General features: G+C 56.9%; 13 protein-coding genes and 1 tRNA gene. 9 read left to right on the top strand and 5 right to left on the bottom strand.

Features of this window, described 5'->3' with window-relative positions; all coding sequences use genetic code 11:
• The first annotated feature begins 20 nt into the window (after window positions 1-20).
• The gene (locus tag EII30_RS01400) at window positions 21-1,409 is read left to right on the top strand and encodes a glycerophosphodiester phosphodiesterase family protein (protein ID WP_124885547.1); all 1,389 of its coding nucleotides are present in this window, start codon (window positions 21-23) and stop codon (window positions 1,407-1,409) included.
• Between the two features lie 68 nt (window positions 1,410-1,477).
• Here EII30_RS01400 and EII30_RS01405 read toward each other — a convergent pair whose 3' ends face one another.
• Window positions 1,478-2,821 carry an MFS transporter gene (locus EII30_RS01405; protein ID WP_124885548.1) on the bottom strand — a complete coding sequence of 448 codons (1,344 nt, stop codon included), beginning with the start codon at window positions 2,819-2,821 and terminating at the stop codon, window positions 1,478-1,480.
• A gap of 172 nt (window positions 2,822-2,993) precedes the next feature.
• On the opposite strand from EII30_RS01405, the gene EII30_RS08840 reads away from it, so the two are divergent.
• Both EII30_RS08840 and EII30_RS01415 read left to right on the top strand, forming a co-directional pair.
• Window positions 2,994-4,238 (top strand): endonuclease/exonuclease/phosphatase family protein, encoded by a 1,245-nt coding sequence (locus EII30_RS08840; protein WP_158608623.1) that lies wholly within the window; start codon window positions 2,994-2,996, stop codon window positions 4,236-4,238.
• 90 nt (window positions 4,239-4,328) lie between these two features.
• Window positions 4,329-4,404 (top strand) — tRNA-Lys (locus EII30_RS01415).
• Window positions 4,405-4,501: 97 nt separating this feature from the next.
• On the opposite strand, the gene EII30_RS01420 is transcribed toward EII30_RS01415, so the two are convergent.
• The 4 genes from EII30_RS01420 to EII30_RS01435 all read right to left on the bottom strand — a co-directional run bounded on the left by EII30_RS01420 (window position 4,502) and on the right by EII30_RS01435 (window position 8,497).
• Window positions 4,502-6,739, bottom strand: coding sequence for a cation-translocating P-type ATPase (locus tag EII30_RS01420; RefSeq protein WP_199731534.1), 2,238 nt, complete (start codon window positions 6,737-6,739; stop codon window positions 4,502-4,504).
• Window positions 6,740-6,756: 17 nt separating this feature from the next.
• A complete protein-coding gene (locus EII30_RS01425) occupies window positions 6,757-6,969 on the bottom strand; it encodes a heavy-metal-associated domain-containing protein (protein ID WP_124885549.1) in 213 nt (70 codons plus the stop codon).
• A 186-nt stretch (window positions 6,970-7,155) separates the two neighbouring features.
• Window positions 7,156-8,169: a permease prefix domain 1-containing protein gene (locus EII30_RS01430; protein ID WP_124885550.1), complete on the bottom strand. Its 1,014-nt coding sequence runs from the start codon at window positions 8,167-8,169 to the stop codon at window positions 7,156-7,158.
• A 1-nt stretch (window position 8,170) separates the two neighbouring features.
• Window positions 8,171-8,497 carry a PadR family transcriptional regulator gene (locus EII30_RS01435; RefSeq protein ID WP_124885551.1) on the bottom strand — a complete coding sequence of 109 codons (327 nt, stop codon included), beginning with the start codon at window positions 8,495-8,497 and terminating at the stop codon, window positions 8,171-8,173.
• A 169-nt stretch (window positions 8,498-8,666) separates the two neighbouring features.
• Between EII30_RS01435 and EII30_RS01440 the strand changes: the two genes are divergently transcribed.
• Genes EII30_RS01440 through EII30_RS01465 form a run of 6 tightly spaced genes read left to right on the top strand, consistent with a single transcriptional unit; the run spans window position 8,667 to window position 16,807 of the window.
• Window positions 8,667-10,274 carry a type I restriction-modification system subunit M gene (locus tag EII30_RS01440; protein ID WP_124885552.1) on the top strand — a complete coding sequence of 536 codons (1,608 nt, stop codon included), beginning with the start codon at window positions 8,667-8,669 and terminating at the stop codon, window positions 10,272-10,274.
• Window positions 10,271-11,344, top strand: a complete 1,074-nt coding sequence (locus tag EII30_RS01445) for a virulence RhuM family protein (RefSeq protein WP_124885553.1) — start codon at window positions 10,271-10,273, stop codon at window positions 11,342-11,344. Before EII30_RS01440 ends, EII30_RS01445 begins: the two co-directional genes overlap by 4 nt.
• A gap of 1 nt (window position 11,345) precedes the next feature.
• A complete protein-coding gene (locus EII30_RS01450; RefSeq protein ID WP_199731535.1) occupies window positions 11,346-12,215 on the top strand; it encodes a restriction endonuclease subunit S in 870 nt (289 codons plus the stop codon).
• Window positions 12,160-12,714, top strand: coding sequence for a restriction endonuclease subunit S (locus EII30_RS09095; protein WP_124885554.1), 555 nt, complete (start codon window positions 12,160-12,162; stop codon window positions 12,712-12,714). The genes EII30_RS01450 and EII30_RS09095 overlap by 56 nt, the downstream gene beginning before the upstream one ends.
• On the top strand, window positions 12,711-13,628 hold the full coding sequence (locus EII30_RS01460) for a GIY-YIG nuclease family protein (protein WP_124885555.1): 918 nt from the start codon (window positions 12,711-12,713) through the stop codon (window positions 13,626-13,628). Before EII30_RS09095 ends, EII30_RS01460 begins: the two co-directional genes overlap by 4 nt.
• An 8-nt stretch (window positions 13,629-13,636) precedes the next feature.
• On the top strand, window positions 13,637-16,807 hold the full coding sequence (locus tag EII30_RS01465; RefSeq protein ID WP_124885556.1) for a type I restriction endonuclease subunit R: 3,171 nt from the start codon (window positions 13,637-13,639) through the stop codon (window positions 16,805-16,807).
• Window positions 16,808-16,822 lie beyond the last annotated feature (15 nt).

Consider the following 16,822-nt stretch of genomic DNA (forward strand, 5'->3'; position numbering starts at 1 on the left):
GCGCACGCTAGGCTAGTAGAGTGCAGAAAAACAGCAGGTCAAACCTAGGAACCGGATACCCGCTCGTGATCGCTCACCGCGGTGCGAGCGGGTATCTGCCTGAGCACACCGCAACAGCGTATCGGCTGGCTGTGGGTATCGGGGCTGACGCCGTTGAACCGGACATTGTGCCGACCCGAGACGGGGTTTTGCTGCTCCGCCACGAAAACGAGCTCGGCAGCACAACCGACATCGCCGACCGACCCGATTTTGCGGCGCGCCACACGAGCAAAATCGTTGACGGGCAGCGGGTGACCGGATGGTTTAGTGAGGACTTTGACTGGGACGAGATTCAGACGCTGCGCTGCCGGGAGCGGATCCCGGAGCTGCGCCCCGCCAACACCGAGTTCGACGGTGCCGAGCCGCCGCTGCACCTCTCACAGCTGCTCAGACTGATCGACGAGTTTGATGCTGAGCTGAGCCGCCGCACACTCGCGGTGATTGAGATTAAACACGCGCACTATTTTGCATCGCTGGGCTTTAACCTGCCCGAGCTGCTGCGGCGGGAACTCGCCGACGCCGGCTGGCTTAATCGCACAGATCAGCTGGTGTTTGAGAGTTTCGAACTGGGCGTGCTGCAGCAGCTTGCGGGCGCGGGAGTGAACGGCGACCTGGTGATGCTCAACGAGCACGCGGGCAAACCCGCCGATGCTGGGCAGCGGATCCGGGTGGGTGACGCGCGAGTGAGGATGCCGCGCCACAGCTACCGCTGGTATCGCAGCCGCGCCGGATTGCGTTTCCTGCGCGAGCACGTCAGCGCTATCAGCGTTGAAAAGTGTGATCTGTTTGCTGGCGGCTGCTCCTGCCGGACACCGCTGGCGTTGCTTGCTGGGCAGGCTGGCCGAGCGAGTGGACGCTGCGGGCTCGCTCGTAGGACGCTCGGGCGCTTGCGAGCCCGGCTTGCGCGCGGCGCTAAGCTGAGCCGTCTGGTGCGGCGCGCAAACGCTCGCGGCCTTGACGTTTTTGTTTGGACCGCGCGTCCCGAAAGCGCCTTTTTAGAGCCGCGCTATCGCTGCGGCAGAATTGCCCGGGGCGGATCCCGCTGGCTCCCGGGCGGTTTCCTCGGCGGGCTCTTTGGTTGGGCAGTTGGTGTGGTGCGGCGTCTGCTCACGGGACTGCTTCTAAAGAACCCGATCAGCCTGCTGATTTACGGTTTAGCGCTGAGGGTTATCAGGCGGCGAGCTGCAAAACTGCTGCAGCACAACCGGCCGCGCCTGCGCCGCAGCTGGATTGTCAGGGTTTGGCAGAAACGGCTGCGCTCACACGGCGACTGGGTGGGGGAGTACCGGGCGATCTGCAAGAGCGGGGTTGCCGCGGTGTTTGCTGACCATCCAGACCTGTTTAAGGCCGTGCGGGACGGGGATATTTAGCCCGAGCGGTGCCGGATCCACTCAGCCATGCCTGGCTATGGCAGTTGCCTGTCGAGTCACTGTCTGGGCTAGCCCGCAACCTCGTGCTCTGCCTGCCGTGCTGGGAGCTTCAGCGGGATAAAGCTGATAAGGCCAACCAGCAGCACCAGTACGATCCCGAGAATGCCGATGCTGGTGCCGCCGATAACGGTGCCGATCGCAAACGCGGAGGTGCCGAGGAAGCCGATTGCACGGCCGGTTGCCGCAAACAGCCCAAAGTTTTCGGCGTAGTTTGCCGGGCGGCTGAGACCGGTTAACAGGTTGCGGCTGGAGGAGTTTACCGGGCCGACGAAGATGCACAGGCACAGGCCCGCGATCCAGAATGTGAGCTTGCCGGGAACAAACACGAGCACTGTGCCGCAGATAATAATGCTGGTCAGCGCGAAAATAATGACCGCGCGAGGACCGAAGATGTCATCGGATTTGCCAGCGAAATAGACGCCAAAGCCGGCGATCAGGTTTGCCGCGATCCCGAACAGGATAATCTCGGAGGCAGCGAAACCGTAGGAGGTTGCCGCGATCACACCGGCGAGCGTGAAAACCGCGTTAATGCCGTCACGGTAGATTGCGGAGGCGATTAGGAAATGCAGCATCTTTGGCTCGTTGCGGTGGGCGCGGACGATCCGCAAGAACAGGTCGCGGTAGCTGGTGAACGGGTTCCATTTTTGGTGGTCGTCTGACACCGGTGACGGCGGCAGGTTGCGCATAATCGGGAACGTGAAAATCAGCATCCACAGCGCCACAAACAGTGGAACGGCGCGGAGATTGAGTGCGTCGGTGCCGGGGATCCCGAACAGTCCCGTGCCCGGCATAACGAAGCCGACAAGCACGAGTCCGAGACAGATGATGCCACCCCAGTAGCCGAGCGCCCAGGCGGTTCCCGAGATGCGGCCGCGGTTTTGCGGGGTTGAGATTTGCGGCAGAACAGAGTTTATAAACACCTGCGATAGTTCCAGCACACCGGCTGAGACGGCGAGCAGGATCGCGCCGAGCACAAGCATGCTCGGGTCGGGTGCGATAAGCGCGAGCGGCGCGGTGAGGATCACGCTCGCGAGCGTTGTGATCCTGAGCATCCGATTTCGCTGCCCGCCGGTGTCGGCGACGGTGCCGAGCATTGGCGCGAGCAGCGCGATAACGATTGCGACGCAGGCGTGAACTGTGCCGATCAGGGCGCTGGCGTCGTCCTTTGCGGCTTGAATTGCGGCCTCATCGGTGAGATCGGCGGGGGCAACGCCCTGGGTTAGGTAGGTTGCAAAAACGAAGGTTAGAATCACTGCGCTGTACGCTGAGGTGCCGAAATCCCAGAGCGAGAAGGCGCGAATATTCTTGCGGAGCTGCTTTGCTGCTGCCGGGGTTGTGCTTGCTGTGCTCACTGTCTTCCTTAACCTAGTGGCGGTTGTGTCACCGACGCTGTGGCAGTGTGCCACCCGTGTTTGGCGGCCGTGTCGTCGATGCTGTGGCGGTTGTGCCACCTCTAATTCTGGCACACCGCCAAGGCCGCGGCTATATTTATTACAGCGGTGTTTGAGAGGAGCAGCGTAGATGGTGGCAAAAGGCAGATCCGGCGGGTTTGGTGGATCCGGCACGCCCGTCGGGTTTGGCGGCTTCCCCGGGGCTGGGCGCGGTGGGTTTGGTCGTGCTGGGCGCGTAGCTGGTGCCGTGGCGGGCGCGGCTGGCCTGGCGGCTCTCGCATACGGCGGCTATTTCGTGCTCGGGCAGCGACGGATCTGCCCACACCTACCCCTCCCGGTGACCGGCGCCGCGACCAAAATACTGCGCCGTGGCGAACCCGTCCGTGCCCTCACCTACAACATCGGATACTGCTCATACGCGGCGGACTTTTCGTTCTTTATGGACGGCGGTTCGGGCTCTCGCGCCCCGAGCAGAGCGGCGGTTATGCAGAATCTCGCCGAGATTACCGCCCAGCTGCGTGCGAGCGCCGCCGATTTGCTGCTTTTGCAGGAGGTGGACAGCCTCGCCACCAGGTCATATCGGGTTCCCCAAGTAGCGCACCTGACCGGCGAGTTTCCTGATTTCGCGGCGATTTTTGGGCTTAACTACCGGTCACCCTACATGCTCTACCCGCTGCGGGAACCCTACGGCGCGAATCGCTCGGGACTGTTGTCACTCAGCCGTTTCGTCGTTTCTGGGGCGGATCGGCGCTCGCTGCCGATCGAATCTGGACTTCGCCGCCTAATCGACCTTGACCGGGCTTTTACTGTGCAGTATCTGCCGGTTGCTGGCGCTGGTGCTGGCGCTGGCCGGGGTGCTGGTGCTGGCCGGGGTGCTGGAGCGGGCCGGGGCGCCGGTGCTTATGCTGACCGGGGCGCTGGTGCTGGTGCTGGTGCCTCCGCTGAACCCTGCCTGGCGGTGTTTAACCTCCACCTCTCCGCCTACACCCGCGACGACCGTGTTGTCTCAGCCCAGTTCGAGCAGCTGTTTAGCGCGATGCAGTCCGAGAGGCAGCGCGGCAATTGGGTGCTGGTCGGCGGCGACTTCAACCACGAACTGCTAGACAGTCGCACAGCGGGTGCCCACACCTGGAACCGCCCTTTCCCGGTGGAGCGGATCCCACCAGGATTCAGCCTCGTAACGAAGGGCCTAAAGGAGGGCGGGATCCCGTCCTCCCGCAAACTCGATGCGCCATACCGGCCCGGAGTCACAGAGACCGCGCTGATCGACGGATTTATTGTGTCTGACAACATCGCGGCGGAGGCTGTGCGCGTGTGTGATTACGGCTTTGCCTGGGCGGATCACCAGCCGGTTATTCTTGATCTCACGCTGCTGTGATTGCGGCTCGCTCGCAAAGATTTGTGCGGGCGGCGGGTTGGCCCCATCAAGTTGCTTTAGGGTGCGAAAGCGGTTATAGTTTTAGAGGTCGGGCCTTTAGCTCAGTTGGTAGAGCATCGGACTTTTAATCCGCGGGTCGCGGGTTCGAGCCCCGCAGGGCCCACCAAAAACCCCGGGAAATCATTGATTTTTCGGGGTTTTCTGCTTGCTCGGTCGCGAGTACTGCATCGCTTCATCTTGCTACGTCGAGGCTGTTTGAGCAGCTAATTACTTGATGCGAAGGAACGCAGCCGCAGGCTGTTTCCAACAACGAACACGCTCGAGAACGCCATCGCTGCTCCCGCGAGCATTGGGTTTAACATGCCGAACGCTGCGACCGGGATCGCGAGGGTGTTGTAGGCGAAAGCCCAAAACAGGTTCGTTTTAATCGTCGAGAGGGTTTTGCGGGAGAGTCTAATCGCGTCAACCGCCGTCATTAGGTCCCCGCTGACGAGCGTAATATCAGAGGCGGCGATTGCGACGTCGGTGCCGGTTCCGATGGCCATGCCGAGATCCGCCTGGGCGAGCGCGGGAGCGTCGTTAATGCCGTCGCCGATCATCGCAACGGTTTTGCCCTCACGCTGCAGCCGTTTAACCGTGTCAACCTTCTCGTGGGGGAGCACCTCGGCGATAACCTGGGTTATGCCAACCTGGTTTGCGATGGATCCGGCAACTGCCGCATTATCACCGGTCAGCAGAATCGGGGTGAGGCCCAGACCTTTAAGCTTCTGGATCGCAGCGGCGCTGGTTTCTTTGACGGTGTCGGCGACGGTGAGGATGCCGCGCGCTTCACCGCCCCAGTAGGCGACCACAACGGTTTTACCGTCGTTCTCGGCGGCGGATTTAGCGCGGGCAAGCTCCGGCGGAAGCGCCTTGGCGCTTGCGAGCAGCTCGCGGCCAACGAATACGTTCTCACCCGCGACGGTGCCGCGCACTCCGCGCCCCGCGATGTCCGCAAAGTCGGTGACTGCGGGCAGCTCGCCAAGCTCCGCGCGAGCTGCCCTCGCGATAGCCTGCGCGATCGGGTGTTTTGAACTGTCCTCTAGCGCGCCAGCGTAACCCAGCAGCTGCTCGCGGGTGACTCCGGCGGCGGTGACGAGATCCACTAGCGTCATTTTGCCGGTTGTGACGGTGCCGGTTTTATCGAGCACGACCGTGTCGACGCGGCGGGTGGATTCGAGCACCTCGGGGCCTCGCACCAGGATGCCGAGCTGGGCGCCGCGGCCGGTTCCCACCAGCAGGGCGGTCGGGGTTGCGAGCCCGAGCGCGCACGGGCACGCGATCACCAGCACCGCGACGGCGGCGGTGAAGGCGGCAGCGGCGGGGGATCCGGCAACCAGCCACGCGATCAGGGTGGCGAGCGCGATCAGGAGGACCGCGGGAACAAAAACCGCAGAGATTTTGTCGGCGAGTCGCTGCGCCTCCGCCTTGCCGCTCTGGGCCTGCTCAACAAGTTTCGCCATCTGGGCGAGCTGTGTGTCCTTACCAACCCGGGTTGCGCGCACAATCAGGCGCCCATCGGTGTTAACGGTTGCGCCGGCGACCGTGTCACCGACCCCCACCGCAACCGGAACTGACTCGCCCGTGAGCATCGACGCATCGACCGCGGCGGATCCGCCCACCACGACCCCGTCGGTTGCGATCTTTTCTCCCGGTCGCACAATAAACTCATCGTCGACGGTGAGCTGCTCGACGGGGATGCTTGTTTCGGTGCCGTTCCGCAGCACAGCAACGTCCTTCGCGCCAAGCTCCATTAGGGCGCGCAGTGCGGCACCCGCCTCGCGTTTTGACCGGGTTTCGAAATAGCGCCCGAGCAGCATAAACAGTGTGACACCCGCGCCAACCTCAAGATAGATGTTGGCGTCGCCGTGTGAGGGCGCGATAGTCAATTCAAAAGCGTGGGTTAACCCTGGCTCGCCCGCGGACCCCCAAAACAGCGCATAAACAGACCACAGCAGGGCAGCGGCGGTCCCCATCGAGATCAGGGTGTCCATTGTGGCGGATCCGTGCCGCAGGTTAATCCAGGCTGCACGGTGGAATGGCCAGGCGCCCCAGACAATCACCGGGGCAGCGAGCGTCAGGGACAGCCACTGCCAGTAGGTGAACTGCAGCGCGGGGATCATTGCCATTGCGATAACCGGGATCGTCAGCAGTGCTGTGATAATCAGGCGCTGGCGAAGCGAGGCAAGCTCGGGGTCGGCGGTTGCGGCGGCGTCGGGAGCGGGATCCGCGCCCTGCTGAGCGGTGGATTTAATAATCGAGGCGGAGTAGCCTGCGTCCTCGACAGTGGTTAGCAGCTGCGCAGTATCGAAGCCCGCGGGCACGTGCACCGTCGCCTTTTCGGTTGCGTAGTTGACGGTTGCTGTGACCCCCGGCACCCGGTTGAGTTTCCTCTCGATGCGGTTCGCGCACGACGCACAGGTCATACCTGAGATATCGAGTTCAACAGGGTCGGTAGCCATTGATCGGTGCTTTCTGTTTAGTGCACGCGAGTGGCCGTATAGCCTGCCTCGTCTACGGCCGCGAGCACAGCGGCGTCATCGACCTCGTTCGGGGCTGTGACAACCAGTTTGCCGGTTTCTGAGCTGACCTCGGTGACTGTGGCACCGGCTAGCTCCTCAACCTCTTCTCGAACAGATGCCTCACAGTGGCCACAGGTCATGCCGGTTACTCGATATTCTGCGGTTGCCACGTTTCCTCCTTGCGAGATCAGTGGTTTCAAGCATATACCCGATGATTGCCGGTCTCAAACGCGGGCTGCGGGAGGTTGGATCCACCCCAGGAAAAGGGATAACCACCCCGCAACGCACCGGGATGTGCGATGCAGGGTGGTTAGCTCCGGCACCCTAGCTAGATCCTGCGGCCAGCGCCGCCGCGGCTAGCTGACGTTGTGTGACTTGCGTGTGCGTGCCTCGATGACGGCGACGATTGCGCCGAACATGAAGCCCGCAACCGGCCAGACTACCCAGCTGATGTGCCAGGCGTTGCCGAGGAACGACCACAGCAGGAAGACGACGAGAGTGATAGGCCAGTAGACAGAAGCCAGCACCCCGATTTTTGATTCTGAATCAACCCGGGCAGCACGCTTGCGAGCGAACTGGGGTCCTGCGAGTGACAGTACGTTCAGAGCGCTGCGGCGCATACCGTTGATAATCAGCAGCGGCACAGCGAGTGTGACACCGATCAGAACCGATATTCCGAAGCTCGGGTTCATTGCGGCGACAACAATGCCGAGCAGGATGAGTCCAACACCGGTTGCGATGCCCGCGTAGTAGCGCGGCTCCGCCTCATCAAGCTTTGCTTTATAGTGTTTGCCGGTGTCGTAGTCGACAATCGCTTTACCCTCGTCGAGTTTGCGGAACCGGCGGTTGGTTGCAACGCTCATAATAAAGATCGGCACCGCGATCGCAACCCCGATCAGCGTAATGAACCCGAGATTAGCGTCTGCCCGCACAACCCCGGGGCTGGCAAACAACTTAAACGAGAGGCCGCCAGAGAGCAGAATGTTGGCGATAACCCCGAGCAGAATAATCGCAACGCCCGCTGCGATAAAGATTGATGCGCGGCGGTTGTCCGCGAGAGCCTGCTCGGCCTCCTCCCGAGTCAGCACCGGCAGATCCGGTGCAGCTTCTGCCTCGGCAGCGTGTGTATACCCGGCGGCTGAGGTGTTTAGTGCGTGGCGGATCCCCAACTCATCGGCCAGTTCGTTCAGGTTACCGAACTCGGTGATAACCCGCCCGGTTGCCTCGTTCTCGCTGACACCGGAGGCGAGCAACTCACCGTATTTATCCTCGCTCATCTGCAGCAGCTCCTGCTTTGCCCGCCCGACCTCCGGGGTCTCGGGCAGTGTCTGAAACTGCGCCTCAATATAAAGCCTTACTGCTTCGTTCATGTTATCCCTCCCCAAGGATTCGGGTGACGGCGGTTATGCCATCACGCCAGGTCTGTTTCAGGTTCTGCAACTGCGTCTCACCCGCAGCGGTCAGCGCGTAGTAGGTGCGGGGGCGTCCGGCTGTTTCGCTGCCCGGGAACGAGGTCAGATACCCCTTTTGTTCGAGACGGCGGATCGCGGCATACAGGGTTGTTTCTTTGGGATCGTATGCACCCGCGCTCTGTTCACGCAGGCGCTGTGAGATCGCATAGCCGTATGAGGCCCCCTCGGCTAGCACGCTGAGAATCAGCATTTCGAGGGTTGTGCGGATCATGTCACTGCTGATCATCCTGCTCACCCCTTTCACTACTACTGCATGTGATGTAGTAATTACTCTAGCTCATGTAGTAATTTTGTGCAAGTGCTAATCTGTGCAGAAATTTGACTAGCTTGCAAGGCGGCATAAACGCGGTATCTAGCTAGTGACTGCTCGGCTGTTCTTGTGAGACAATAAACTCATGGTGCCAAACACAAAAGAATCTCAAAGGGCAGAGCTGCACAAGACCATCTGGCGGATCGCGAACGATCTGCGCGGGAGTGTCGACGGTTGGGATTTCAAGGCTTATGTGCTCGGAATGCTGTTCTACCGCTTTATCTCAGAGAACCTCACCTCCTACTTAAACAAGCGTGAACATGCTGCAGGTGATACTGATTTTGACTACGCGGCTCTCTCTGACGAGAAAGCGGAGTTTGGGCGTACTGAGACTGTTGCAGAGAAGGGCTTCTATATTCTGCCCTCGGAACTATTCCAGAATGTGCGTAAGCGAGCACGGCACGACGAAAACCTCAATGAAACACTTGAGCGAGTGTTTAAGAACATCGAGGGATCAGCTGTTAGTACAGCTAGTGAGGACGACCTGAAGGGGCTGTTTGATGATCTGGATGTCAACAGCTCAAAGCTTGGTAACTCTGTTGCGCAGCGTAACGAGAAACTGGTCGGGCTGCTTAACGCTATCGGCGATATGCCGCTTGGCAGTTTTGAGGATAACTCAATTGATCTGTTCGGGGATGCGTACGAGTATTTGATGACTATGTACGCCTCCAGTGCCGGAAAATCTGGTGGAGAGTTCTTCACACCACAGGAGGTTTCAGAGCTGCTGGCTCGTATTGCCTCGCACGGTAAAACCCGTGTTAATAAGGTTTACGACCCTGCTGTCGGCTCTGGCTCGCTACTGCTGAAGTTTGCAAAGGTGCTTGGGCGAGATAACGTCGGTGGATTCTACGGTCAGGAGATCAACCTCACCACCTACAACCTTGCTCGCATCAATATGTTCTTGCACGATGTGAACTACGAAAAGTTTGATATTGCGCTGGGGGATACCCTCACAGAACCGAAGCACTGGGATGATGAACCTTTTGAGGCGATTGTTTCTAATCCTCCCTACTCAATCAAGTGGGAGGGCAACGATAACCCGCTGCTCATCAATGATCCTAGGTTTGCGCCCGCCGGTGTTTTGGCCCCAAAGTCAAAGGCAGACCTGGCGTTCACCATGCACATGCTATCGTGGTTGGCGGAGAACGGAACCGCGGCCATTGTTGAGTTCCCGGGCGTGCTCTATAGGGGCGGGGCCGAGCAGAAAATCCGCAAGTACCTGATTGACAACAACTACGTTGATACCGTTATTCAGTTGCCAGCGGATCTGTTCTTCGGCACCACAATTGCCACCTGCATTATTGTGCTAAAGAAGTCTAAGACAGATAACAGTGTGCTGTTTATTGATGCCTCCGCAGAGTTTAAACGGGTCGGTAACAAGAACAAACTGTTGCCTGGCAACCAGGATCACATCCTAGATCGTTTCGTCGCCAGAGAGGACGTTGAGTTTGTTTCTCGGCTGGTGAAGTGCGAAGAAATTGCAGTGAACGACTACAACATCTCAGTGTCTTCTTACGTTGAAAAAGAGGACACTCGGGAAGTGGTTAATATCACAGAGTTGAATGAGGAGATAGCGCAGATAGTGAGTAGGCAGGAAGTGCTGCGCTCGCAGATCGACGCCATTGTTGCTGTTCTGGAGGAGAGCACCGTGTTGCAAGGGAGCACCGCTCCTGAGGGGGGATGGCAGGCATGAGTGCCGCCGATGAGGACTTCACGGTTAGTGACGCGGCCACCGCTTTCCTCCCTGAGTACAGGGATGAGGACGTCCGTGGTGAGCTGATTGTCTATAGGGATGTCCAGGGGAACCCTGTTGTGGAGCTGGGGTTGTATGACGGCCAGGCGTGGCTGACGCAGGAGCAGATGGCAACCCTGTATCAGACCAGTCGGCAGAATATTGCCATCCATCTGAAGCATCTTTACGACGAGGGTGAAATTGTGACGGAGGCAACTTGTAAGGATTACTTACAAGTTCGCCAAGAGGGCCCGCGTCAGGTCGAACGCACACTGAAGTACTACAGCCTGGAGGCCGTGCTGGCCGTGGGCTACCGCGTGCGATCGCCTCAGGGCACGCAGTTTCGCCAGTGGGCCACCCAGCATTTGTCGGAGTTCTTGGTCAAGGGCTTTGCGATGGATGATGAGCGCCTGAAGAACCTGGGTGGGGGAGCGTATTGGCGTGAACTCCTAGAACGCATCCGCGATATTCGCGCCAGTGAGAAGGTCTTCTACCGCCAAGTGCTGGATCTGTTTGCCACCAGCCCGGACTATGATCCGAATTCTCCTGTCGCCAGGGAGTTCTTTGCCACCGTGCAGAACATGTTCCATTTCGCGGTCCACGGCCACACCGCAGCAGAACTGGTGATCAGTCGGATCAATGCTGACGCGCCCTTCATGGGGATGACATCCTTTAAAGGCGAACATCCAACGCGGGAAGAGGCAGAGGTGGCAAAGAATTACCTGACCCAAGATGAACTGGAGCGCCTGCGTCTCATGGTGTCAGCCTATTTTGAAGCGGCGGAGCTGCGCGCACGCATGCACACCCCCACCTTTATGGCGGATTGGATGCCCCACCTGAAAACGCTCATTGCTGCAATGGGTGGTGAGGTGCTGGAAGGGCACGGCGCCCGAAGCCATAAGCAGATGACGAATGTAGTCAAGCGGGAGTGCGAACGCTACCGCCAACGAATCCGAGACATCCAGACCCCTGTGGAGCGCGATTACGCCGCTAGCATCAAGGAACTCAGTGAGAAAGCCGAGGGCAAGTGACATGTTGCCAACACCTGAAAATGCAACGTATAGCGGGCCTGTCCTCTCGGAAGAAGATAAGCGCGTAGGGGAGGCCGTGTCGGTGCAGGAGGCACGTCAAGCAGAGCTGGACGAGGTCATCCGCATGAGCACCAATATCGAGCAGCTCATTCAAGAACTGTGCCCCGATGGGGTTCCGTATGTTGCCATAGGAGAGTTTGCTGAAATACAGCGTGGTAGCGGGATGCCTAAAACAATTCTGACTGAGGAAGGAATCGGTGCGATCCATTACGGGCAGATATACACCCTCTATGGTACTTATGCAGAGTCAACATTTACATTTGTTTCAGAAGAAAATGCGCAGAAGCTAGTCCATGTGAATCCTGGTGATCTTATTATTACGAATACGAGCGAAAATCTTGAAGACGTAGGCAAGTCGCTCGCATGGGTTGGAGATAAGAAAATTGTCATCGGAGGTCATGCGTGTGTCATTCGGCATAAGCATAACTCCAAATATCTTGCGTATTGGATGCAGACAGAAGATTTTCAACAGCAAAAGAGAAGGCTCTGTACGGGAACAAAAGTTATTGAGCTATCAGCCAAGAAGCTCACGCAAATTTTGGTTCCTCTTCCTCCTGTCGAAGTGCAGGAAGAGATCGTTCGCATACTAGACTTGTTTACAGAGCTGGAAGCGGAGCTGGAAGCGGAGCTGGAAGCGGAGCTGGAGAAACGGCGCCTTCAGTATGCGCATTATCGTGATTGTTTGTTCGGCGAAACTGGAAAACAACATAGAGTCAAAGCACTCGGTGACATTGTCGAGATGAAAGCAGGAAGCTTTGTCAAGGCCGCTCTCGTATCAAAAGATAGCACGGACACTCACCCAATACCTTAGTTATGGAGCTGGGGGATTAAGAGGGTATGTTGCAGAGGCGAATGGTGGTGGTTCATTTGTCTTGATAGGACGTCAGGGTGCTCTTTGTGGAAATGTGGTTCGGGGGAAAGGACCTTTTTACGCAACTGAACACGCTGTACTTGTCACTCCAAAACAGCCACTTGATTTGAGTTGGATATACCACCTTCTCACATGGATGAATCTGAACCAATATGCTACAAAATCAGCGCAGCCGGGTTTGTCAGTTGGATCATTAAAACGGCTTTGCGTCTCTGTACCGCCACGGCAAAGACAAGAGGAAATAGCTTCAGTTCTAGATCAAATGGATGCCCTGGTCAATGACCTGAGCTCTGGGTTGCCAGCTGAGATAGCTGCACGCCGTAAGCAGTACGAGCACTATCGCGATCGTCTCCTCAGCTTCCCAGAGCTTAAAGAAGATCAGCCAGCTGGATCCACTGAGGGTGCATTGCCTAATAAGAAGGAGCCTGAGCGCGCATGAAGGGCAAACATATCGAGCTCTTCCTGGTTGACGGGGTAGCTGGCGGACTCACCACCGCTGAGATTGCAGGATGGACAGGGCATATCCTCGCAGGGCCGCGCGCAGAACTAACCCGCATCCTCAACGAACGTGATGAAGTAAAAGAGAGGAACGGCGTATACATTCTACTGGGTAACGATTTTGGTGTAACCGAACAAACTCGTGCCTACATTGGTCGCACAGAGAACTTTGTTACGCGATTCCGTGAACACGATGCCAAAAAAGACTTTTGGGATCGGCTGGTTATAATCACGGCTAAAGACGCTGCCTTTAACGAGGGGCACTGGGGAGAACTGGAAAAACAACTGGCCGATCAAGCCCGTAAGGCCGAACGCTGCTATCTAGAAAATGGCAACACCCCGCAGGGGCGTAAACTCTCTGAAGCTCAACGCTCAGATATGGAAGCTTTCTTTGTACAGCTGCAGGTGATTCTGCCAGTCCTCGGCATAAACATCCTTCGCGGAAGAAAAACCGCTGTTGCAGCCCAAGAAGAAGCCAAACCTGCAACCGAGTCGCCTATCTTCAGCCTGAAACAGAAGAAGCGTCAGATCGATGCCAAGCTGCAGGTTGTTGACGGCGAGTTCTTTCTGCTGGAAGGATCGCGGATCGCCCCTCGCTGGATTGGTAAAGCAGTCGCAGAAACCACAGAAAAATCCTACGCATCCATGAAAAGCAAACGAGACGCACTTGTCAACGACGGCTCAGTTCGCATTGATGCTGCAACCGGTCTTGCAATCACTACAAGAGATATTCCCTGCTCATCAACATCGCAAGCAGGAGCACTCGCAACTGGGCGCTCAACCAATGGTCGCTTAGCGTGGAAATGGGAAGGCGGCACTTACGCCGACTGGGAAGAGCGCGGACTCAACACATAGGACAAACCATGATAAACACCCCTGCACCTCAATATGACCTTATTGCCTTCAGCGACGAAAGCACTGTAGTAGCTGAATACACCCCCGACACCAAAACCGCAGACAACCACCAGAGCGAGGCGGAACTCGAGCGTGAGTTCATAGAAACGCTGGTCTCACAAGCCTATGAGCGCTTACACATTACAAAGGAAGCAGACCTCATTGAGAATCTGCGCCGACAGCTCGAAGCGCTCAACGACTACAAGTTCTCAGACAGTGAGTGGGAGCGCTTCTTCGGGAACGTGATCGCTGGCAAGAACGAGGGTATCGAGGAAAAAACCGCGAAGATCCAAGAGAACCACGTGCAGCTGCTGCAGCGCGATAACGGGCTCACCAAAAACATTAAACTGCTGGACAAAGCCAACATCCACAACAACCGGCTACAGGTGATAAACCAGTACCAGATTGACACCTCGGGCAAGAACGGCAGCGGCGGATCGCGATCCACCAACCGCTATGACGTCACCGTGTTGGTGAACGGCTTGCCACTCGTACACATTGAGCTGAAGCGGCGCGGCGTCAATATTCGTGAAGCCTTCAACCAGATTAACCGCTACCAGCGAGACAGTTTTTGGGGCGGATCTGGACTCTTCGAGTACGTGCAGCTGTTCGTCATCTCGAACGGCACGCTAACCAAGTACTACTCGAACACGACTCGCGAGCAGCACATTAAAGAAGCGAAAAATACCGCTAAACGCCGAAAAACCTCGAACAGTTTCGAGTTCACCTCCTGGTGGGCAGACGCGCAAAACAAGCCCATTCTTGACCTCACTGCGTTTGCAAAAACCTTCTTCGCTAAGCACACTCTGCTCAACATTCTCACCAAGTACTGTGTGCTGACCGCGGAGCGGATGCTGCTTGTTATGCGGCCGTATCAGATCGTTGCAACCGAGCGGATCATGCAGCGTATCGAGATCGCCACAAACTATAAGCACCTCGGCTCAGTGAAAGCCGGCGGCTATGTGTGGCACACAACCGGCTCCGGTAAGACGCTGACCAGCTTTAAAACAGCGCAGCTTGCGTCAGCCCTGCCAAGCGTTGACAAGGTGTTGTTTGTTGTCGATCGTAAAGACCTCGACTATCAGACGATGCGTGAATATGACCGGTTCCAAAAAGGTGCAGCAAACTCAAACACCTCGACTGCGGTTCTCAAGAAGCAGCTCGAGGATGAGAACGCTAAGATCATCATCACGACGATTCAGAAGCTGTCGACCTTCATCAAAGCAAACGAGAAACATGATGTCTACGGTAAACACGTGGTTATCATCTTCGACGAGTGCCACCGGTCACAGTTCGGTGATATGCACAACCGCATAACGAAATCCTTCAAGCGCTACAACCTGTTTGGATTCACTGGCACCCCAATCTTTGCCGCCAACAGTCGCTCGGGCAGCAGCGCTGGGTTGAAAACAACCGAACAGGTGTTTGGCGACAAACTTCACACCTACACAATCGTTGACGCGATCACAGATAAGAACGTACTTCCGTTCCGGATCGACTATGTGAAAACAAGCACTGTCGGCGGCTGTTTAGGCAGCAAAATCTCGACTGTGGAGACCGAGAAACTACTGCTGGATGAGAGACGGATCCGCGAGGTTGTAAGCTACACGCTGGAGCATTTTGCGCAGAAAACAAAGCGATCCACCAGCTACGGCCACTCTGTTGTGACGAATGTTGCAGAAGCGGCCAGAACTCGTGGAAGCAAGGAAGCGAAGCGTGCAAGCAGGCAGGTGCGAGGCTTTAACGCCATCTTCGCTACTGCGTCCATTGAAGCTGCTCGGAAGTACTACAACCAGTTCGCTATCCAGCAGCAGGATCTGCCCTCCGATCAGCAGCTGAAGGTGGGTATCATATACTCCTACGGTGCGAATGAGGCGGCGGACGACGGCATCCTCGACGAGGAAGCCTTTGACACCGACGCGCTCAGCACTGATGCGCGTGAGTTCCTGGAAGAGGCGATCAACGACTACAACGAAATGTTCGGCACTAGCTACGACACCAGTGCCGAAAAGTTCCAAAACTACTACAAAGATCTGTCGATGCGGTTGAAGAACCGGGAACTCGATCTTGTGATCGTTGTGAACATGTTCCTCACCGGGTTCGATGCGACAACGCTCAACACACTGTTTGTCGATAAGAATCTGCGAGCCCACGGCCTTATTCAGGCGTACTCCCGCACCAACCGTATCCTCAACTCGGTGAAAACATACGGTAACATCGTTGCCTTCCGAGACTTAGAAGAGGAAACCAACGCGGCACTAGAGCTGTTTGGTAACAAGGACGCAAGCGGTGTTGTACTGATGAAACCCTTCAAGCACTACTATCGCGAGTATAAGGACAAGGTAACCGAGCTTTTGGAGGAGTTCCCGCTCAACAAGCAGATAGTGGGAGAGCGAGCTAAAAGGAGTTTTATCAAACTCTTTGGAGCCATCCTGCGCCTTGAAAACATCCTCACCTCGTTTGATGAGTTTGCCGGTAAGGAACTGTTGAACCGGCGACAGGTTCAAGACTATCGCAGCATCTATCTCAACCTGCATGATGAAATCAGGGGAGAAAAAGAAGCTGAAAATGATCCCGCCCACGATGATGTAGTGTTTGAAATCGAACTGATAAAACAGGTAGAAATCAACGTTGACTACATACTCATGCTGATAGAGAAGCACCAGCAGAGACTGGGGAACGAGCTACAGCTAGACAGTGGTGCGACGCTGGATGAAGAAGGATCCCTCGACGAGGAAATCAACGAAAACATTCCAGCAACCATTAGGCGAGCCATTGAGGCAAGCCCAAGCCTGCGAAACAAGAAAGACCTCTTCTCGGAGTTCATCGACTCCATTACCGGAAACAGCACCGTTGAGGATGAGTGGCAAGACTATATTCGAGCGAAGAGCGAATCAGAACTTGCTGACATTGTGAAAGTGGAAAGACTAAACCCTGAGGAAACCAGCCGCTTTATGGAAAAGGCATTCCGTGACGGCGCCCTCAGCACCTCTGGAACAGCGATTACGAAGATACTGCCGCCTGTTTCTCGTTTCACGCCTACCGGTGGACACGGCGAGAAGAAGCAGACCGTTATCAAAAAACTAACCGCCTTTTTCGACAGGTTCTATGGGCTTGGAGCTGGACCAGGCGGGCGATAAAATCCTTTGTTTTGG

Origin of the sequence: Leucobacter sp. OH1287 (assembly GCF_003859945.1) — a bacterium.
Classification (GTDB): Bacteria; Actinomycetota; Actinomycetes; order Actinomycetales; family Microbacteriaceae; genus Canibacter.